The 21,308-nt window shown below is 61.8% G+C and carries 14 protein-coding genes; 13 read left to right on the forward strand and 1 reads right to left on the reverse strand.

Translation table 11 applies throughout. From position 1 onward, the window contains the following. Positions 1-591 precede the first annotated feature (591 nt). From HS122_16685 to HS122_16745, 13 genes are all read left to right on the forward strand, one after another. Positions 592-762, forward strand: coding sequence for a hypothetical protein (locus HS122_16685; protein ID MBE7540032.1), 171 nt, complete (start codon positions 592-594; stop codon positions 760-762). 360 nt (positions 763-1,122) lie between these two features. Further along, positions 1,123-3,396, forward strand: a complete 2,274-nt coding sequence (locus tag HS122_16690; GenBank protein MBE7540033.1) for a TonB-dependent receptor — start codon at positions 1,123-1,125, stop codon at positions 3,394-3,396. 91 nt (positions 3,397-3,487) lie between these two features. Next, positions 3,488-5,125 carry a DUF5060 domain-containing protein gene (locus tag HS122_16695; GenBank protein ID MBE7540034.1) on the forward strand — a complete coding sequence of 546 codons (1,638 nt, stop codon included), beginning with the start codon at positions 3,488-3,490 and terminating at the stop codon, positions 5,123-5,125. Between the two features lie 47 nt (positions 5,126-5,172). Beyond that, entirely contained in the window at positions 5,173-6,597 is a 1,425-nt protein-coding gene (locus HS122_16700) for a fucose isomerase (GenBank protein MBE7540035.1), read from the forward strand. Position 6,598: 1 nt separating this feature from the next. Beyond that, positions 6,599-7,435, forward strand: coding sequence for a transketolase (locus HS122_16705; GenBank protein ID MBE7540036.1), 837 nt, complete (start codon positions 6,599-6,601; stop codon positions 7,433-7,435). A 41-nt stretch (positions 7,436-7,476) separates the two neighbouring features. Beyond that, the gene (locus HS122_16710; protein ID MBE7540037.1) at positions 7,477-8,451 is read left to right on the forward strand and encodes a transketolase family protein; all 975 of its coding nucleotides are present in this window, start codon (positions 7,477-7,479) and stop codon (positions 8,449-8,451) included. Positions 8,452-8,473: 22 nt separating this feature from the next. Further along, positions 8,474-9,952: a glycerol kinase GlpK gene (gene glpK / locus HS122_16715; GenBank protein MBE7540038.1), complete on the forward strand. Its 1,479-nt coding sequence runs from the start codon at positions 8,474-8,476 to the stop codon at positions 9,950-9,952. A gap of 131 nt (positions 9,953-10,083) precedes the next feature. Then, positions 10,084-12,168 carry a glycoside hydrolase family 127 protein gene (locus HS122_16720; GenBank protein MBE7540039.1) on the forward strand — a complete coding sequence of 695 codons (2,085 nt, stop codon included), beginning with the start codon at positions 10,084-10,086 and terminating at the stop codon, positions 12,166-12,168. Between the two features lie 45 nt (positions 12,169-12,213). After that, the gene (locus tag HS122_16725; protein ID MBE7540040.1) at positions 12,214-13,536 is read left to right on the forward strand and encodes an MFS transporter; all 1,323 of its coding nucleotides are present in this window, start codon (positions 12,214-12,216) and stop codon (positions 13,534-13,536) included. 52 nt (positions 13,537-13,588) lie between these two features. After that, positions 13,589-14,833, forward strand: coding sequence for a ribulose 1,5-bisphosphate carboxylase (locus HS122_16730; protein ID MBE7540041.1), 1,245 nt, complete (start codon positions 13,589-13,591; stop codon positions 14,831-14,833). 3 nt (positions 14,834-14,836) lie between these two features. Continuing rightward, positions 14,837-16,135 (forward strand): four-carbon acid sugar kinase family protein, encoded by a 1,299-nt coding sequence (locus HS122_16735; GenBank protein MBE7540042.1) that lies wholly within the window; start codon positions 14,837-14,839, stop codon positions 16,133-16,135. A 49-nt stretch (positions 16,136-16,184) separates the two neighbouring features. Further along, a complete protein-coding gene (locus HS122_16740) occupies positions 16,185-16,841 on the forward strand; it encodes an aspartate/glutamate racemase family protein (GenBank protein MBE7540043.1) in 657 nt (218 codons plus the stop codon). Between the two features lie 106 nt (positions 16,842-16,947). Further along, positions 16,948-18,255, forward strand: a complete 1,308-nt coding sequence (locus HS122_16745) for a bile acid:sodium symporter family protein (protein ID MBE7540044.1) — start codon at positions 16,948-16,950, stop codon at positions 18,253-18,255. A 338-nt stretch (positions 18,256-18,593) separates the two neighbouring features. Here HS122_16745 and HS122_16750 read toward each other — a convergent pair whose 3' ends face one another. Then, entirely contained in the window at positions 18,594-20,756 is a 2,163-nt protein-coding gene (locus HS122_16750) for a TonB-dependent siderophore receptor (GenBank protein MBE7540045.1), read from the reverse strand. Positions 20,757-21,308 lie beyond the last annotated feature (552 nt).

The following is a 21,308-nucleotide window of genomic DNA, read 5'->3' on the forward strand; positions in this document are numbered from 1 at the left end:
ACTCGAGAGAAATGTGCCGCCCTTTCAGGGCTTTGTGTTTTCGGTTCACCCGTGAACCCATGGCGTTGCCATGGGTTGGGGATATGGCGCCCCTTTTGGGCTCCCGATTCCGACTCAGTCGCTCACCTCGAACCCATCGCTTCGCCATCGGCAGGGGTTGTATCGCCCCGTTGGGCTGAGGCATGCCAGTGCAACTTGAGGCCGCATTGTGCGATGCCGATGGGGAATTGAGCCGGCGGCGTCTTTTGATCGGCGTCGCCTGGGCACGACAGAGCGCGCCCCTCCATTCTTTTTTTGTGAGTACCGAAATCCGGCTTCCGCGAGAAGCGCTGACACGGCGCAATCGCTTGCTTCAAAGTGTGGCCTGCAAATAGCTTGGGCGGGACTCAGGAATCTGAAACAAATAGCCCGGGCGGGGGGCCCGAGCCACACTTGGAGTCATTCTCATGGGGTAACCCCTATCCGTTGTGGTGGTCGAGATGACCTCGAATACTCCAAGAGGGGCACCGCCATTGCCGACTACAGCGGCCACGTATCGGCAGTTTGCCTACAATGGGCGTGGGGAATTAACCGCGGGCATCGTCCCTCGCCATGGCAGCCAGCGTCGCGATCAACGGCATCGTGGATCAGATTTCCTTTCCCAACAGGAGTCCTCGTGCATTCGCCCAGGTCCATCCGTTGATGATATTGTTCATCGCACTGATTTTCGGCGGACTGCTCTGCTGGTACAGGACATTGAAACACCGCGGCAGTGCCCAGTAAGCGCACATCAATGCAAGTGCGCGCAGGACAAAGCCGAAATCTGCTGTATCTGCCGATCGCCCGCATGGAGGAATGACAGCGACAGAGCAAGCTGGGGGAGGATTGTTTTCTTGGACTTGAGCCGTGGTTCAGTCGCAGTTCGCCTGCGTGGCAATCCTAGGATACCGGGACTTTTCTCAAGAAGGCCGGAGGATTGGATAGGGGAATCCTGATAGGATGGGAGTGTCGTCAGAAATCCATCATCGGCTCTGTTCGTCCCCCGGTGCGGCGCCTCACTTCCACAAAATCTGCTTTCACCTCTCCACCGTGCGCCTCATTCACGCACCGGAAGCGTGTCAGCGTTCCCAGAGATCCCAGGCCATGAAACGCAATTCACAGAGCGCTCCATTGTGGCGCACTGCCCTCAGCATCATCCCGCTCCTGTGCGCCGGTAATGCCGGAGCACAGGTTTCCACCCATGCCTCCCCGACAGACGAATCCAAGGACGATGTCGTTGTCCTGAGTCCGTTCACGGTCTCCTCGGACAGCGATTACGGCTATCGTACCAAGGACATCGTCACTGGAACCAAAATCGCCACCCCGCTCAAGGAATCCCCGCTGAGCGTCAGTGTGATTAACCATGAGCTCCTGGATGACCTCAACGTCCAGCGTGTGACGGAAGCGCTCGCCTACACCCAGGCCGGAGTCACAAACTCCGGTCGCACGTGGGCCGACCAGGAGACGTTCACTTTCCGCGGCTACGAAGGCGCGATCCTGCGCAATGGCATCCGCTTCAATGCCTGGACGGACTCCTCGAACATCGAGCGCATTGAACTCGCGCGAGGCCCCTCCGCCATTCTCTACGGCTTCGTGGCTCCCGGCGGTGTCGTAAACTACGTGACCAAGAAGCCGACGACCAAGGCACTTGGCTACCTCAAGGCGAGTTGGATGTCCGAGCATGGATTCCGCGAGGAATTCGATTTCAACCGTCCCCTGACCGCGGACAAAAGCGTGCTCTTCCGCGTCAATGGATCGCGTCAGGATGGCGACACCTGGATTGTTTACCAGTCGATCCACGACACGGTCCTCAATCCCAGCGTGACTTGGAACATCTCGCGCAACACCACGCTCTCCTACGACTTCTCCTTCCGTCACCGCAAGGGCACGTTCGAGCGCATCCGCTTTTATTACATGCCCAAGCGTGATGGCTGGAACACCATGATCCTGGCTCCGTTCAATGAACAGCTGGGAGGTACTGTCGGCTACGATCGCAATCCCGGCATCGCACCGTGGTCATGGGCGGAGTGGAACCGCCGCCGCCATGAGGCTCGCATCGAGCATCGCTTCAATGACCATTTCAGGTTCCTGGGCATCGTGGCCGACGACTACAGCGAGGTCGAGCAGTTGACCATGTTCACGTTCTCAGCCGTGCGTGACATCGGCTATCAGAACGTGGCCGTTCCCCCCGCCGATCACATCCTTTTGTCGAGCATGCCGATCTACGAGCACGTGAGGAAACACACGCAGTATTTTGAGGCCAATTTCCTCGCTCAGTTCGAGACAAGGTATTTCAAGTCGGACACGCTGTTTGGTGTTTCCGGCAACCGTTTCCCCACGAAATACGACCGCAACGGCTATTTTGCGCCGGAGCCCAAGAAGATCGGGGCGATCGATTACACGCTTGCGTCGCCGTACATGAGCCGCGTCAGCGACCCGCTTTCCAAGCGCTACTACACGCCGGACTTCAACTACAATTCCTGGCCGGTCTGGTTCAATGACAGCATCACGACCTATGACTGGGGCAAGGCCGACTATTTTGTCACGGAAAGCCTGAGCGCGATCGACAACAAGCTCCACATTCTTGGAGGACTTCGCCGCCAGCAGTACCGGGAGCTCCAGATCACGCGCAATCTGCCGCAGATTGGCGGGCTGTTCCAGGTGACGAAGAATGTTGGCGTGTACTACATCTGGTCGAAGACGGCGGAATCCAATGGCCGCACGGTCAGATACCAGACGCCGCGCCCGCTTTCGGAATCCAAGGCCTATGACTACGGTGTGAAGGTCGACGCGATGGATGGAAAGATCTCGGGCACCTTCACGGTCTTCAACATCCACAAGTCCAATCTCGCGATCAACGATCCCCGTGCGATCGTCGACTACGCCGCGGGACTTGTCGACGACACGGTCACCTTCACGCCCGGCTCCCAGAGCAAGGGCTATGAGGCCAGCCTGCAGTACCAGCCCAACCGCAACTTTCAGGCGATCCTTTCGTATGCGAAGACCGACGCGAAGATCCTGCCCGGAGATCCGAATCCCGCGGCGTGGAACGCGCCCCTGACGCAGGTGCCGCCGCGCGCGCTGACGCTTTTCGCCAAATACAGCTTCCGCGATGGGTCACTTGACAAGCTCGCCATCGGCGGCGGGTTCTCGCGCGCCTACGGTCCCATCCAGGTCGACAACCCGGTCACGGCACCGCTTCCGATCAAGGGTGGCTACTTCCTGGTCACCGCCTTTGTCCGGTACGGCGTCAAGATCTTCGGGCGCGACGTTGGCCTCGAGATTTCCGGCAACAACCTCACCAACGATCGATTCATCCAGAACGGCGGTTACAATCCGCCGCGGGAAATCACTTTCTCGGCTGACATGAAATTCTGAGGTGCTGTTGTCTTCGGTCAGTCGTCCGGCTGCGGCGTTCGGGGGAACGCCGCAGCCGGACATTCCTCCCCCTTCCCCCAAACCCCGATCCATGCGCACGCTCCTCCTTTTCTCCATCCTTTGTTTGTCCACCGTATTTGTTCGGGCTGACGCGCCGCCACCTCCCCCGGCATCGGTTGAGCAGTGGTCCATCTTCGAGCTTGCCCTGGACGGACCGACCGATGGCAACCCGTTTCTGGATGTGCGTTTTTCCGCCTCCTTCACGGACGGAACGCACACCCGCCAGGTGGACGGCTTCTACGACGGAGGAGGCGTTTATCGCGTGCGTTTCATGCCGGAACATCAGGGAACCTGGCGCTACGTGACCAGCAGCAACCGTTGGCCGCTCACCAATCAGAGCGGTACATTCACCGCCACGCCGCCGGGCAGGGGCAACCACGGTCCCGTCGGGGTGCGCAATACGTATCATTTCGGCTACGCGGACGGAACGCCCTTCCGGCAGATTGGAACAACGAGCTACACCTGGACGCATCGCCCGGAGGCGCTGGAGGAGCAGACGCTGAAGACTCTTGCGATGTCCCCATTCAACAAGCTCCGCATGTGCGTTTTCCCGCAGGCGCACGGCAGCAAGAATATGCCGCCACCGCGCTGGCCCTTCGAGGGAAAACCCCGGGCATTCGACTATACGCGTTTTAACCCGGATTTCTTTCAGCACCTTGAAAAGCGCGTCGGTCAGTTGCGCGATCTCGGGATCGAGTGCGATCTGATCCTTTTCCATCCCTATGACGACAAGGAGGAGTGGGGACTGGAGATCATGGATGCGGCCACGGACGACCGTTATCTTCGCTACATTGTGGCGCGCCTTGCCGCGTACCGGAACATCTGGTGGTCGATGGCCAATGAATACGATTTCATGCGGGTCAAGACCGACGCCGACTGGGACCGCTATTTTCACATCGTGCAGGCAGCGGATCCCTACGGCCATCTGCGCTCCATCCACAACGGCTATCGGATGTACAACAACAACCATCCCTGGGTGACGCATGCCAGCATCCAGAATGGCTCGGCATTGAACGATGCGGGACGCGCCGAGCTCTATCGTGACGTCTGGCGCAAGCCGGTCGTCTACGACGAGGTGAAGTACGAGGGGGATTCGCCGTTCCGCTGGGGTGACCTCAGCGCGCAGGAGATGGTGCACCGCTTCTGGGCGGGCACGGTGGCCGGCACCTACGTGGGGCACAGCGAGTTCTTCGGCGAACCGAATGATGTCGTGTGGCTGGGCCAGGGGGGCGTGCTCAAGGGCGAAAGTCCGTCGCGGCTCGCGTTTCTCCGACGCATCATGGAGGAGGGCCCGGCGGACGGCATCGATCCCATCGATCAATGGTTTGATCCGTATGCCCGTCGCAATACTCCCATCGGTGATGGTCTGGCCGAGCCCCACACCGGCGGACAGCCCGCCCAGTACTACCTGGTCTATTTTGGCCGCTCAGCTCCGAAGGAATGGGTGCCGGAAATCTACAAGAATCAGTTGGAGGACGGCATGCGTTTCAGGGCCGAAGTGATAGACACCTGGGAAATGACCGTGAAGCCCTTCGCGCAGACGATCGTGCTCAAGCGCAACAAGACGAGCCGCGACCGCTGGGACTACTACTTCACCGATGCAAACGGCGCGAGGATTCCTCTCCCGGGAAAACCCTACATGGCCATCCGCCTGATCCGCGTTCCCTGAACCGCAGTGTCTCCCATCGCCGGCGTGCCGAACTCCCTCCGAATATCATGAACAAGTCTCCCGCCACTCTCGGCGTCATCTTCGGCAACCGCGATTTCTTTCCCGATCGCCTGGTGCCCGACGCACGGGCGGACGTCGCAAAGCTCTTCACCGAGCTTGGCATCGAGCCGGTCATGCTCGATCCCGCGGACAGCAAGCTGGGCAGCGTTGAAACGCACCGCGATGCACGCAAATGCGCGGAGCTTTTTCGAAGGAATCGCGAACGCATTTCGGGCGTGCTCGTCTGCCTGCCGAACTTCGGCGACGAAAAAGGTGTCGCCGACACGCTCAAGATGGCGGGGCTCAATGTTCCGGTTCTCATTCAGGCCTATCCCGACGAACTGGACAAACTCGATGTCATCCGCAGGCGCGACGCCTGGTGCGGCAAGATTTCCGTCTGCAACAACCTGCGCCAGGCGGGCATTCCGTTCACGCTGACGACATCGCACGTGGTGCGGCCGCTCGACGCCTCCTTCAGGCGGGACCTGCTGGATTTCACCGCCGTGTGCCGCGTGGTTCAGGGACTTCGAAAGGTGCGCCTCGGCGCCGTGGGCGCACGGCCGGGCGCGTTCAACACCGTGCGTTATTCCGAGAAGATCCTTGAGCGCCATGGCATCAGCGTCACCACGGTCGACCTGTCCGAGATCATCGGCGCGGCCTCAAAGATCGGCGACACCGACAAGCGCCTCACAGGGAAGGTCGACGAAATCAAGGCCTATGCCAATGCCACGGCGGTGCCCGCGGCGAAACTCGCGCAGATGGCCCGCCTGGGGATTGTGCTCGATGACTTTGTCGCGGCCAATCACCTCGATGCCACGGCAATCCAGTGCTGGACATCCGTTCAGGCGAATCATGGGTGCAATGTCTGCACGTCGATGAGCATGATGAGCGAAAACTTCCTGCCCAGTGCCTGCGAAGTCGACGTGACCGGCGTGCTGACCATGTACGCGATGCAACTGGCCGCGTCTTCACCGTCCGCGATCGTCGACTGGAACAACAACTATGGCGCCGACGCGGACAAGTGCGTGCTCTTCCACTGCGGGAACTGGGCGAAGTCGTTCCTGCCGGACATCAAGATCCTCAACGCCCCCATCCTCGGATCCACGATTGGCGTCGAAAACACCTGGGGTGCGCTCGATGGGCGCACGCCGGCCGCCCCGCTTACCTATGGCCGGATCACGACGGATGACTCGCGCGGTGTGATCCGCACGTACGTCGGCGAAGGCGCGCTGACAAGCGACGAACTCCGGACCTTTGGCAATCGTGCCGTCGCGCACGTGCCCAGACTGCAGAAGCTGATGCGTTACGTCTGCCTCGAGGGCTTCGAGCACCATGTGGTGATGAACGCATCCCGCACGGCCGGCATCCTCGCCGAGGCGTTCGAGCGCTACCTGGGGTGGGAGGTCTATCATCACGAGCCGGAGCAGGGCTGACATGTCGACCGACCGGGAACTCCTGCTTAAGTCGTTTGCGCTTCGGCGGCGCATGCTGCGCCTCATCCATCATGCCGGCGCCGGACACACGGGCGGGGGCTTGTCGTGCATCGACATCCTGAGCGCGCTCTACAACCGCGTGCTCTCGATAACTCCCGAGAAGGCCGACGCACCCACGCGCGACCGCTACGTGCAGAGCAAGGGGCACTGCGTTGAGGCGCTCTACACGGTGCTTTCCGACCGCGGCTATTTTCCCGATGCGGATCTCGACACGGTCTGCCGCCATGGATCGAAGTACGTCGGGCATCCCACGCGCAAAATCCGGGGCATCGAGATGAACACCGGCGCGCTCGGCCACGGCCTGCCGATCTGCCTTGGAATGGCGCTCGCCGCGAGGATGGATGGCAATGCGTTCCGCGTTTTCACGCTTCTCGGGGACGGCGAACTCGCCGAAGGATCCAACTGGGAGGCGGCTATGGCTGCGTCGCACTACAGGCTGGACAACCTTGCCGCCATCCTCGACCACAACACGCTTCAGATCACCGGGCACACGCGCGACGTCATGCGCAATGATCCGCTGGAGGACAAGTGGCGGGCGTTTGGGTGGGAGGTGCGCGTGGTGGACGGACATGATTTCGCGGCGCTTGTCACCGCTCTCTCGACACCGCATTCCGGCAAACCCCTCTTTGTCATCGCCAACACCGTGAAAGGAAAGGGAGTCAGCTTCATGGAAAACGTCGCGAAATGGCATCACGGTGTCCCGAGCGACGCTGAACTTGCCCAGGCTCTTGCTGAACTCAACGCAGCGGAGGAGAAATGCCGGGAGACGCTGACATGAGCGCCCCGGCACCTTCGATGTTCACCCCGGCCGCGCTGGTCATGGCCGAAATGCTCGGATTGAAGAGCGGTCGCGCGAATCTTGAGGAGTTTGCCGGCGCCCTGCAGTCGCTTGCATCGATCGACCCCACGATCGTGGCCGTTACCTCGGACTCGCGGGGCTCCGGCAGACTTGCGCCGTTCGGAAAGGTCCTGCCAAAACAGATCGTTGAAGTCGGCATTGCCGAGCAGAATCTGGTCGGCATCACCGCCGGCCTTTCCGCCTGTGGGAAGAAGGCCTTCGGGGTGTCGCCGTCCTGCTTCCTCACCGCTCGTTCGCTCGAGCAGATCAAGAACGACCTGTGCTATTCGGATGTCCCGGGAGTGCTGGTCGGCATCAGTGCGGGGGTAAGCTACGGTGCCCTCGGCTCCACGCACCATTCGCTTCATGACTTCGCCGTGCTCCGGGCGATCCACAATATCACGATCATCGCGCCCGCGGACAATTTCGAGACCCGTGAAGCGGTGCGCTACGCTGCCATTGCTGCACACCCCGTGTTTCTCCGCTTTGGCAAGGCACCGATGTTCAACGTGTCTCCTGCGCAAGCCCGCTTTGAAGCGGGTGTGGCGATCACAATTCGTGAGGGGCGCGACGTGGCGTTCCTCGCAAGCGGCGAGACTGTCGTGCATGCCCTGCTGGCTGCAGAGCTGCTCGCTCAGTCCGGCGTGTCGGCGAGCGTCGTCAGTGTCCATACGATCAAGCCTCTCGATGCGGCGGCTGTGCTTGCGGCCGGCAGGGAGTGTCGCGCCGTGATCACCGTGGAGGAACACATGATTCACGGAGGCCTCGGCGAGGCCGTTGCCTCGACGCTGCTGGGCGCCGGCTTGAGGCCCGCGTTTGGGATGGCTGGTATTCCGGACGAGGACACCGTCACGGGCGCACAGGCCGAAATCTTTCGCCACTACGGAATCTCGATGGAGGGGCTGGCTGCGCGCGCACGAGAACTCCTCGATCAACCTGTCACTGGTTCGCGCTGAGGATTCCAGCCGCATCTCTTGCATGCTCTTTCTCGCTCTGGACCAAAGCACATCCGCCACGAAGGCCCTGCTCTTCGATCGCAACGGCGTGACAATCGACCGCGAGTCGCTCGAGCATCGCCAGCACTATCCTCACCCCGGCTGGGTTGAGCACGACGCCGAGGAGATATGGCGAAACACGCTGGCGGTCCTGCGCAGCCTGCTCACGCGGTGGAGTCGCAGAAGAAAGGAAATCGTCTCGCTCTCCATCACGAATCAGCGGGAGACGATTGTGGTTTTCGACCGTGTGACCGGACGGCCGCTCGCGCCGGCCATCGTCTGGCAGTGCCGGCGCGGGGATGCGTTTTGCACCGCGCATCGCGATGCGGGTGCGGAGCCGCTCATCCGCCGCAAGACCGGTCTCAAGCTGGATGCCTATTTCTCCGGATCGAAGCTGCAGTGGCTGGTGTGGGAGGATCCGGAGATTCGAAGGAGACTGGCCGACGGCAGTGCGCTCGTCGGAACGATGGACGCGTATCTCATATTTCGGCTGACCGAAGGGAGGGTGTTTGCGACCGATCCCACCAATGCCAGCCGCACGCTTCTCTTCGACATTCACGCGTTGCAATGGGACGAGGCGCTTTGCGGCTTGTGGGATGTTCCCCTGCGCGCGCTGCCCGGGGTGAGGGAGGGTTCCGCTCATTTTGGTGAAACGACGCTCGACGGTCTGCTGTCACGATCCATCCCGATACGGGGAGTGATGGGCGATTCGCAGGCGTCGCTGTTCGCCCACCGGTGCTTCAATCCCGGATCGGCCAAGGTGACCTTTGGCACGGGCTCGTCAGTGCTGCTCAACATCGGCCGGAAGCCCCGAAACGCCGGAAGCGGAATACTCACGGCGCTCGCCTGGGTGCATGGCGGCGTCCCGACCTACGCGCATGAAGGCATCATCATCTCGGCGGCATCGACGCTCACCTGGCTGCGCGATCAGCTGGGCATGCCTGACGTGCCCGAGCTTGAGCGACTCGCCGAATCGGTTCCCGACAGCGCGGGTGTGCACCTCATTCCCGCCTTCAACGGTCTTGGGCTGCCGCACTGGCGGCCTGACGCGCGCGCGGCGATCAGCGGACTGAGCAGCTCCAGCGATCGCCGGCACATTGCGCGGGCCGCGTTCGAATCGATAGCCTTTCAGGTGAAGGACGCACTCGACATGCTGAGAGCCGCGGCCGATGTGCCGCCGGGGAGCCTGCATGCCGACGGAGGGCCGACCGCGAGCCGGTTTCTCATGCAGCTTGTTTCAGACCTTGCGGAAACGGAGCTCCGTGTTGCGGATGCGCGTGACTGCTCTCCGCTGGGAGCCGTGCTTGCGGGACAGCTCGGACTCGGGATTTTCGCATCCATCGACGACCTCTTCCGCGCACCTCCCGCCGAAACGGCCTATTCACCCGGATTGCCGGGTGCCCGGGTCGCCGCCATGCACAGCGGATGGAACCGCGCACTCCGCTCCGTACTCGCGCCATGACACGATCTTCAACATGGGCCAGGGACTCAAGACGGTCAGCCGTTGCAGAAAGGATTTCCTCAACGACTTTGCAGGGCTCATGATGCGTTGCGCAGTCCCCGCCCCATCGAGCCTCTGAATCCATTCCGAACATGCAGACATCAAGCCAATCGAAATCACTTTTGAAACTGTGCAACACCCGGATCCTGCTTCTGTTCGCCGTGCTTGCGCCGGTGCCGGCGCTTGGAGGGGAGAAGGCGCTCGTCGACACCGTGCGCTCTCCGCACGCGGTCATGTACATGCCCGACCTGGACGATGTGAAATGGTCCGGCGGTCTTCTCGGAGAGCGGTTCGAGGTGTGCCGCGCGACGATGATTCCGCACATGTGGGGGATTCTCAGCGATGCCAAGGCGAGCCATGCCTGGGAAAACTACCTCATCGCCGCGGGGCTGGCGAAGGGCGAGTTTCTGGGACCGCCCTTCAATGACGGCGATTTTCTGAAGTGGTTCGAGGCGCTCGCCCAGGTCTATGCGGTCACCCGGGATCCCGCCATCGACCGCAAGATGGACGAGATCATCGCCGTCATCGCGAAGGCGCAGCGCGAGGATGGCTACCTGCACACGCAGACCATCATCCCGCAGAGGGCGGGGCAGAAGGCGCGGGAGTTTGCCGACCGCGAGCACTTCGAGACCTACAACATGGGGCATCTCATCACGGCGGCGTGTATCCATTATCGCATTACAAGCAAGACGAGCATGCTGGATCTCGCGCGCAAGGCGGCGGACTATATCGATCGGCTCTGCCGCGAGAAACCGGCTGAACTTGCGCGCAATGCCATCTGTCCCTCGCATTACATGGGGGTGGTCGAGCTATATCGCACGACCCGCGAACCGCGCTACCTCGAGCTGGGACGGCAGCTCATTGAGATCCGCAGTCTCGTGTCTCCGGAAGTCGGCTCCGATCAGAACCAGGATCGTCTGCCATTCCGGAAGATGACGCAGGCCGTCGGGCATGCCGTCCGTGCGAACTACCTCTACGCCGGCGCCGCCGACGTGTTCACCGAGGACGGGGATTCATCGCTGCTGAAGACACTCTCCACGCTTTCCGACAACGTGGCGGACAGGAAACTCTACATCACCGGCATGACCGGCGCGATTTATGACGGAGCCTCGCCGGATGGCGTGGACTACACGCGGCACAGCTCGATCAAGACGATTCATCAGGCCTATGGCCGCGACTATCAGTTGCCGAATCTCACGGCCTACAATGAGACCTGCGCCACGATCGGTTATGGCATGTGGATCTGGCGGCAGCTCGCCGTGACCGGTGACGCCGCGTACGCCGACCTCTTCGAGCAGACGCTCTACAACGGCGTCCTGCCAGGCATCAGTCTCGATGGAAAGGATTACTTCTACGTCAACGCCCTCAGAAAGCTGCACGATTTCCACTGGCCGATGCGCTGGTCGCGCACGCGCGAGCCAAACATTCCGGTCAGCTTCTGCTGTCCGCCCAACGTCGTCAGAACGATCGCCGAGGCGCACAACTACGTGTATGCGCTTTCGCCGGGAACGCTCTGGGTGAACCTGTATGCGGCCAGCTCCCTGGATACCGTCTGGGCGGACAGCGGCGCGCGCATCAGGCTGCGCCAGGAGACGGACTATCCTTGGAATGGCTCGGTGAAACTCGTCGTCGACGAGGCCCCCGGGGGCGAAGTCACGATCAAGCTTCGCGTGCCTGGCTGGCTGCGCGATGGCGCCAGCCTGCGCGTCAATGGAAGTGCGAGCGATGCCGTCATCAAGCCCGGCGCCTACGCGAGCGTGAAACGCCGGTGGGCGGCCGGGGACACGGTCGACTTTGTCTTGAACTTCAAGCCGACGCTCTGGGAGGCCAATCCACTTGTCGAAGAAACGCTCGGGCAGGTCGCCATCAAGAACGGCCCGCTTGTCTATTGCGTGGAATCGAATGATTTGCCCGCCGGCGTCAGATTGAAGGATGTCGTCCTCGATCTCTCATCGAAGGCGGCGTTCACGAGCCGGCGTGAAACCATTTCCGGGGCGTCGTTGATGACGCTTTCGTTCAAAGCGCTGGCGCTTCAGCGCCGTGACTGGAGCGGGAGCGAACTCTACCGCGAGGTTGGAAACCGCGAGCCGCTCGCGGTGCGCATCAAGGCCATTCCGTACTACGCCTGGGGCAATCGTGGCGACACAGAGATGAGCGTCTGGTTGCCCGCACGCTGAATATCCGCTCACTCCCTCCACCACTGAACCCTTTCCCCCACATCCATGAGCGAAAACACATCCCCCGCCTCGGCTGCATCATCCGGTGACGATTCAACAGTCACGCGACAGCAATGGAAATGGTCCGCCCTTGCAGGCATGGCCTCCTATCTCGACGCCGGCTCGATCGTGGCGCTTGGCGCAAGCCTGGCGGCTTTTCAGAACGAGTTTCATCTCACCAAGGGGGCGGTCGGTGCCTTGCAGGCCATAGGTCCCAACGCCATTGGCTGCGCCCTGGGTGCGTTCGCTGGAGGGTGGCTGGGGGACAAGCTGGGGCGCAAATGCATTTACCAGTGGGACCTCTTGGTTTACGCCGCCGGCATTCTCTGCGTGGCGCTCTCCGTGAACTCAGGGATGCTGTTTGCCGGCACCTTTGTCGTCGGTGTGGCCGTGGGCGCGGATGTCCCGACCTCGCTCGCGCTGGTGGGTGAGTTCGCCCCGGCCCGCGCGCGTGGCAAACTGCTCGGCTTCACACAGGTGGCCTGGTGTCTGGGGCCATCGGTGGTGCTCTGGCTGGCCATGGCGCTGGCCCCGCTCGGCCTGCTCGGCAACCGCATCCTCTTTCTTCACCTGTTTGTGGTTGCGCTCGTGACCTGGGCGCTGCGTCGGGGGCTTGCTGAATCCGCACGATGGAAGGCCGCGGCGGCCACGGCTCGCGAGCAGGTGTCCGCCCTCCTCTCGCCCGCCAATGTGCGCGCCATGCTGTGGACGGGCACCATCTACCTATTCTGGAATCTCACGGCTGGGACTGTGGGCGCGTTTGGCGCCTACTTCAACCGTGTGCTGCTCGGCGGAAGGGACGTCAGCGAAACGCACGCCCAGGCGGTGGGCACCGGGCTGGCAAGCCTTTCATTCCTGTGCACGATGCTCGCGACAGTGTTCATTTTCATGCCGTACTCCGATCGAAGCTTTAGGGCGCGGAAATGGCTGTGGGGTGGCGGTTCGGTCCTTCAGATCGCCGCGTGGGGCATGCTCATGTTTGTGCCGTACACGGTGCCAACCGTCTTCGCCAACACCATCCTATTTGGCGTCGGTGCGGCGCTGGCCGGCGAGGCGTTCTACAAGGTGTTCAGCCAGGAACTGTTTCCGACGATGCAGCGCGGCACCGCGCAGGGAATCACCTTTGGCGCGGCGCGGGTCCTTCTGGGCGTCTGGAGTTTCATTGCACCCATGCTCATCAATGACCAGAACCCGAACTTTCATGCGCTCGCGCTCATGCTGACCCTTTTCCTCGTCGTCAGCGGAGCCGTCGGTTTCTTCTTCATGCCCGACACGTCAGGGAAATCGCTGGAGCAGATCGCTTCGGAGCGAGCGGGTGGACAAGGATGAGGCCGCCGCGGCCCAACGATCGTTTCATTTTCTTGAAAAGCCATCGACAACCATGGATCGCGTCACCGCCACCTATCTGATCGAGACGGGGTTCCCGGTTGAGCAGGCTGCCGCCACTCTGGCCGGCGAGCAGTCCTCAGGCACGTTTGTGGCTGTGCCGGGGGAGACCAAGGAATTGAAGGCGCGCTTTGCCGCGCGTGTGGAGTCGATCGTGATGCGCGAGTGCGTTGGCGAGCCGTCCCTGCCGACAGGCCGCCACGCCGCCGCGCGCTACCAGCGGGCGGAGGTGGTCGTGTCGTGGTCGATGGAAAACTTCGGCACCAACCTGCCCACGCTGGTTTCAACACTTCAGGGCAATCTCTACGAACTCGCGCAGTTCTCCGGACTCAAGCTCCTCAATTTCAGCGTGCCTCCCGCCTTTGCCGTCGCGTTTCGAGGTCCGGCGTTTGGTGTCGAAGGTTGCAGAAAACTCGTCGCGGTGAAGGGCCGTCCGCTCATCGGCACCATCATCAAGCCGAGCATCGGGCTTTCTCCGGCGGAGACGGCGGAGATGGTGGAGGAACTCGTCGGCGCGGACATCGATTTCATCAAGGACGATGAGCTGATGGCGAATCCTCCTCACTCGCCCTTGGATGAGCGGGTGGACGCCGTGATGAAGGTCATCCACCGCCATGCGGATCGCACGGGTCGCAAGGCGATGTACGCGTTCAACATCAGCGATGAATGCGATGCGATGGAGCGACACTATGACAAGGTCCTCGCCGCGGGCGGAACCTGCGTGATGCTCAGCATCAACAGCGTCGGCCTGAGCGCCGTGAAGCGGATCTGCGATCGCGGGCGGCTCGCCATCCACGGTCATCGCAATGGCTGGGGCATGCTCAACCGCCACCCGCTGCTCGGCATTGAGTTTCCGGCGTATCAGAAGCTCTGGCGACTCGCGGGGGTCGACCAGCTTCATGTGAACGGCATTGCGAACAAGTTCTGGGAATCGGACGATTCCGTTGTTCGATCGATTGAATCCTGCCTTGCGCCGGAACCGCTCGGACGGCCTTTGCTTCCCGTAGTCTCCTCCGGTCAGTGGGGAGGGCAGGCGCCCGAAACCTGGCGGCGCACCCGGACCGTCGACCTGCTCTACATGGCCGGCGGCGGCGTGCAGGCGCATCCAGACGGCCCGGCGGCGGGCGTGCGCGCGCTCAGGAAGTGGTGGGATGCGGCGGTCGAGGGGATGACAATGGCGGAGGCCGCCTCGAAGCATCCCGAACTCGCGAAATCGGTCGCGAAGTTTGGCCGGCATTGAGCCATGCTGCGACTGGCCTATCTTGCGGATGACTTCACGGGCGCAACCGATGCGCTCGAGACGCTCGCCCGCGCGGGATTGAGGACGAGGCTCTTCCTGCGCGCGCCGGCAGCGGACGAGTGCCGCGGTCTCGATGGCGTGGGAGTCGCGGCACTTTCGCGATCGCTGTCACCGGATGCGATGGAGACGGAACTGCGCCCTGCATTCACCGCGTTGCGGGCGTTGTCGCCGCGGCATGTGCACTACAAGGTCTGCTCGACGTTCGATTCCTCGCCCGCGGTTGGAAGCATTGGCCGTGCGATTGAGATCGGCGCCGAGGTTTTCGGCACCGCCGTGGTCCCGGTGCTTGTGGCCGCACCCGCACTGGGACGGTACTGCGCCTTTGGGAATCTATTCGCGCGATATGGCATTGGAAGCGCGGGCATTATCCACCGGTTGGATCGTCACCCATCCATCAGCCGGCATCCGGTGACACCCATGACCGAGGCGGATCTGGTCGTGCATCTGGGGCGTCAGACAACCCTGCCGATCGGATTGCTCGATTTCAGGGCGCTTGAGAACGATGCATCATCGGCTTGGGCGGGGCTGCGGACTTCGGGCAGCAGGATCGTCCTGATCGACGGATTGAACGCGGCGCATCTGCTTCACGCGGGAGAGCTCCTCGAGAATCTTCCCGGTGCAACGCGATTTGTTGTGGGTTCTTCGGGTGTCGGAGCGGCGTTGTGTTCGTATTGGACGTCTGAAGGAATGCTTGTGCCACCATCCGAGCATCAACGTGCAGAGTCGCAGGGACCGCTGCTCGCTGTGTCGGGAAGCTGTTCGCCGGTTACTGCTGGGCAGGTGGAATGGGCGCGGGGCAATGGTTTTGAAATTGTCGACGCCGATCCCAATCATCCTGACGCTGTGAGCACGCTTGAGCAGGTCGTGGATGGTCTTCGCCGTGGCAGGCATGTGATCGCCTGCACCCACACAGGACGGGCGGAGGTGCATGTCGGCGCGGAGAAACTCGGAGCGGGACTTGGCCGCCTTGCGCGTGCGGCGATCGCAGCAGCGGGTGTTGGACGCCTTGTGGTGGCGGGAGGAGACACCTCAAGCTACGCCGCGCGGACCCTGGGCATTGAGTCGCTCGAGATGGCCGCGCCGCTGTCGCCCGGCGCGCCGCTCTGCCGGGCGCATGCGACCGATTCACCGGTCGACGGGATGCTGGTGAACTTCAAGGGCGGGCAGGTCGGGGCGCCTGACTATTTCGGACAGGCGGCTGGTGGCACTGCCTCCGGGCCGGTGCGGGGGACTGAATCCTAAACATGACTGTCGCGAATCCCGCCGTTTCTCTGGTGACCACGAATTTTCCATGAAGAAGACCCTCGCTCTCATTCACACCTCGGCGACGCTTGTCCCCGTTTTTCAGCAACTGACGAAGGCGAAGCTCGCGTCGGTGGAGACCTTCAACATTGTCGACGACAGCCTCGTGCGGCAGATCGGTGCGAAGGGAGGCATTACGCCGGACATCTCGGCGCGCGTCGCGGCGTACATTGGATCCGCGGCGTCGGGTGGAGCCGACCATATCCTTGTCACTTGCTCCTCGATCGGACCCGCGGTGGAGGAGGCGGCCCCGACGGTGAGGGTTCCCGTGCTGCGGGTGGACCAGCCGATGGCGGATCGCGCCGTGCGGACGGGACGCCGCATCGGGGTGATCGCCACCCTGCCGACCACGCTGACCCCGACGGCGGATCTGGTCAGGCGCCGCGCCGCGGCGGCGGGCAGGGAAATGGAACTGACCTCGCGACTCTGTGACGGTGCGTTCGATGCACTGATGGCCGGCGACGCGCAGAAACACGACACGATTGTTGCTGCGGCGCTTCGCGAGCTTTCGCGTTCAGTTGATGTGATTGTGCTGGCCCAGGCCTCGATGGCGCGTGTGGTCGACACTCTGACCGAATCAGAGAAGCGGGTGCCGATCCTCGCCAGTCCGCCGCTCGCGATCGAATACCTGGCAACCGTATTGTGACGCATTGCCTCCAGGAGTCTTCGATCGCGATGAGCTGGTGTGCTCATCATTGCGCCTGTCAGATCGCCGGCATCTCCGCTGAATTTTCAAGCAACGCTTCCCATCCATGAATCCCCTTCGAAAAGTCTGCCCGCTGCTTGCCGGTATTTCCGCGCTGATCGTGATCGCCGGCCTCGGGCTTGATCACACCGCGCTGTGGCAGGCTGCGGCGGTGGCGGCTGCGGTGTCGCTGGCGATCGGCCTGGGAGCGGTGCGGTCGCTGAAAGGGTATCAGTTCACGGCCTGGATCCTTGCTGCTGTCGTCGCAGCGATGATGTATCCATCCGCGTTCCTGCAGTGGGGCGAACTCGATCTTCGCAACAAGTGGGTGATCCTGATTGTTGTGCAGCTCGTGATGTTCGGCATGGGGACTCAGATGAGCCTTCACGACTTTGCGGGGGTGGCGAAGGCGCCGCGGGGCGTGCTTGTCGGCATTGTCTGCCATTTCTCGGTGATGCCGATCGTCGGATGGACGCTGACGAAGGTCTTTCATTTCGAGCCGGAGATTGCGGCGGGCATCATTCTCATCGGATCCTGCTCGAGCGGGCTGGCCTCGAATGTGATGACGTACATTGCGAAGGCGAATCTACCCCTGTCGGTCACCGTCACGGCGGTGACGACGATGGTTGCGCCGATCATGACGCCGCTGCTGATGAAGCTGCTGGCCGGCACGCTGGTCGAGGTGAGGTTCCTGGGCCTGATGGTTGAGATCATCAAGATCGTGCTCGTACCGATAGCTGCGGCGCTGATTCACGATCACTTGAAGCGCGTGACGGACGGGCGCCGCCGCGGCTGGATGCTGGCCCAGATCGTGTGCGGGATTGGGGCCGTGATGATTTTCACGGCGCAGGACCACGCCTGGGCGCTCGGGCAGTCACCAGGCCTCCGGCTGATGCTGGAGCTTTTCGCCTTCGCCCTCGGTGCGGTCGCCGTTGGTGTGACCTACCATCAGATCACGAGGATCTTCACGCGGCTCGATACGCGGATGCCGCTCGTCTCGATGGCCGGCATTGTGTATTTCACGACGGTGACAACGGCCGCAGGCCGCGACAATCTGCTCAAGGTCGGCGCACTGCTTTTCCTGGCGTCAATGCTGCACAATGCCGCCGGGTATTTCTTCGGGTACTGGCTGAGCCGCGGTGCGGGGCTGGACAGGAATTCGGCCCGTTCCGTGGCGTTCGAGGTCGGCCTGCAGAACGGGGGCATGGCCTCCGGACTGGCCGGTGCGATGGGAAAACTCGCGACGGTCGGACTTGCGGCGGCGATATTCAGTCCCTGGATGAACATCTCCGGCTCGATCCTCGCGAACCACTGGGGCCGCCGACCCGCGCCGCGGGAGAAGCGTGATGGAGAGGGGGCTCGAGCCGAGGCGTAGGTTCGCCTTGAAAATGGCACACTCTGTCGTGACCAGGGGACGTGCGTCGCACAACAGCGCCGGAGGAACCAAACGCGAAGGCGCGGTGCGCTTCAAGGATTGCGTCAGGGTGCGCGCCCGCCGTCGAAGTTGTCTTGAGATGGAGCGAGACCTCTTGTTTCGTTGTGGCGAAGCGGTTGGTGGGCTGGGCTCACGCAAAGACGCAGAGACGCAAAGAAGAGGGGTGTTGCCTGAAACCTTTGCGTCCTTGCGTCTTGAGCGCAGCGGGCGTGAGACTCAGGGGGATTCCATGCCGTTGGTCCCTGCATTCGGGGCCGGGCACGTCCCGGTCGTGCCTGTCAGAATCGGATGTCGGCGCCCACTCGCACGGCGAGTGGCGAGCCTGGTGTGATGTTGTTGTTGCTGTGCGCCAGGGAATAGTACTTCCGATCGAGCATGTTCTCGACATTGAGCTGAAACCGGACGCTGGCGTTGAGCTTGAAGAACACGGCTGCATCAAGTCTGACAAACCCGGGCAGCGAAACCCGATTGTCGGCGGAGGCGAAAATGGCGCCACGATGGATGATGCCGAGTCCCGCGCCCCATTGAGCATTGAGATCGTAACGGTTCCACAGGGAGAAACTGTGCCGTGGCAACTGGCCGAGACGCTGTCCCGCCTTGATGGTGGATGACTGTGTGGTCTTGATGCTTCCGTCCTGATAACTGTATCCGCCCACAATGCTCCAATCGCTGGTCAGGCGACCCGTGATGCCGAGCTCGATGCCCTTCGCACGCTGACCGTCCACGAGGATGGATTTAGTCGGATCCGAGGGGTCGGCAATCGCGACATTCCTGCGGTCGAGCTGATAGGCTGCCGCGGTGAGAATCAGGTCGGGGCGGTACTCCCATTTCGCGCCGATTTCGAGGTTTTCAAAGCGTTCCGGATCGAGACTGCGGTTGGCGAGCGTGAGCGACGAGAGTTGCTCGCCGGCCCGCGGAACGAAAGTGCGGCTGTAGCTGGCGTAGAGGGAAAGGAGGTCGACGGGTTTGAACACCGCTCCGACACGGGGGGAAATCTCATTGTCCCGATTCTCCACTTTCGATCCCGTGCGGTGATTGCGAAAGTCCATGTCGAAACTTTCCAGGCGCAAACCCAGGATCGCCTGAAGCCGTGGCGAAAGCTCGATCTGATCCTGCGCATAGATCGACACGGTTTTCGCGATGCCGTGATTGTCGGCATCCGTCGCGCTCTGTCGGAAGGAAACGGGCAGCGATGTGCGTGGATTGGAGACCGGCACGGTGATTGACGTTGTCGTCGGGCTGATCGAATCGAAATAGCCCGTCCTGCGAAAATTATCCGTCTCCTGATGACCCAGTTCGAGGCCGGCGAGGATCGTCTGCTTCAGGGCATTCGTCCCGAGAGGGATCACGAAATCCGTCTGGTTAATCCAGTTCCGGCGAGCCGTTGCATTGCTGTAGGCGGCGATCGAAACGTTGTTTCCCGTTGCATCCACGGCGCCAGGGAAAACGTTTTGATAGAACTTGTCATAGTCGCCAAAATTGAGCCGGTTGCGCAGGGACGAGCCGTTGGCAAAGGTGTGTTCGAGCGAGACAAACGACGTCCTGGCGTAGGCCCAGGTTGAGCTCTGCGCCGGATCGCCGAAAAATGTCGATGGTGCGGTGACAACCGGCCGGCCTTGAAAGCTCGAGATGCCCCGGTCTGCGACGCGTTCATCGTGGAAATACTCGAAACCGGCGCGAAGGATGGTTTGAGGCGAGAGTTGCCAGGCCAGGGTGGGATTGATCGCCCTGCGATTCAGCGTGACACTCTCGCGATAGCTGCCCGAATCCTCCAGCATGCCGGTGGCTCGGAATGCAAGCGCGTTATTGATCGGCTGACCAAAGTCGATGACGCCTCGGTAATGCTCCCAGGAGCCTGCTTGGAACGAGAAGTCACGATGCTGAGCCCAATTGGCCTGCCGGATGACCCGGTTGATCACGCCGCCGGATCCACCGCGGCCGAAGATCATGGCATTGGGGCCCTTCAAAACCTCCACGCGGTCCACATTGTAGAGGTCGCGGAAATACTGCACGTCATCGCGGATCCCATCCACGAAGAAATCGGCTGTCGTGCTGTTGCCGCGCAACACGGGAGTATCCCGATTGCCCTCACCCTGGGCTATGCCCGCCCCGGGCACGTAGCGGGTGACATCGCCGAGGCTCAGCATCGCCTGGTCGTCGATGAGATCGCGGGTGATGACGGTGATCGCTTGGGGAACATCGATCAATGCGGTGTCTGTCTTGGTCGCGGTGCGGGAGCGCGCGACCGCATAATCCGCCTTGTCGCGCTGTCCATTGACCTCGAACTGATCCAGCCGGATCACCTCGCCATTTTCCGGGAGATAGCTCGGAACCGCCGCTGCATTGGCGAGGGATGTCACCGCGTGGAACGCGGAAATCAGGAGGATCCCGCGAGTCAATTGGCGATGCAGGGATTGGCCTGTCGTTTGAGAGCAAGTCATAGGAAAATTAATGGCGATTATTGTTGCGATGATTGGAACTGCCGGGTCTTCCGCGCATGCAAGACTCGCCAGCAATGAGGGAAACAGTGACGAATGCAATAAAGAGTTTGAGTCTCTGTCTCAATAGTCACTTGCAGGATCTCTTGCGCGACTCCATTTGTGATTTGGCAGCTCGCGAGAATCGCGTCGGCTTCAATCTACGGGTTAAGATTCCGCGCGCTGACGGGAGCGCTGCAATTCTCTTCGCATCAGTGTGTTAGATCGCCCTTGCAGGGCTAAAAACAACAGTTTTGTCATGGAAACCCATGGCGTTGCCATGGGCTGTGGATATTGCGCCCCTTTGGGGCTCGGGGGGAATCGAGCCGCCTCAGTCGCAGTGAAAGGCCTCCTCGACGGAGGTCCACCATTTGCCAAGGGCGCTGTCTTCGAGGGGCTGCTGACAGAGCTTGCAGAGGTTGGGCATGTAGGTGGCTGATCCGCTTTGACGCCGCCTTGATTTCAATGTGCTGAAGCTGGGTTGACGAACGGAAGCGGATGTCGGTCTTGCGGATG

The organism is Opitutaceae bacterium, assembly GCA_015075305.1.
Taxonomy (GTDB): Bacteria; Verrucomicrobiota; Verrucomicrobiia; order Opitutales; family Opitutaceae; genus UBA6669.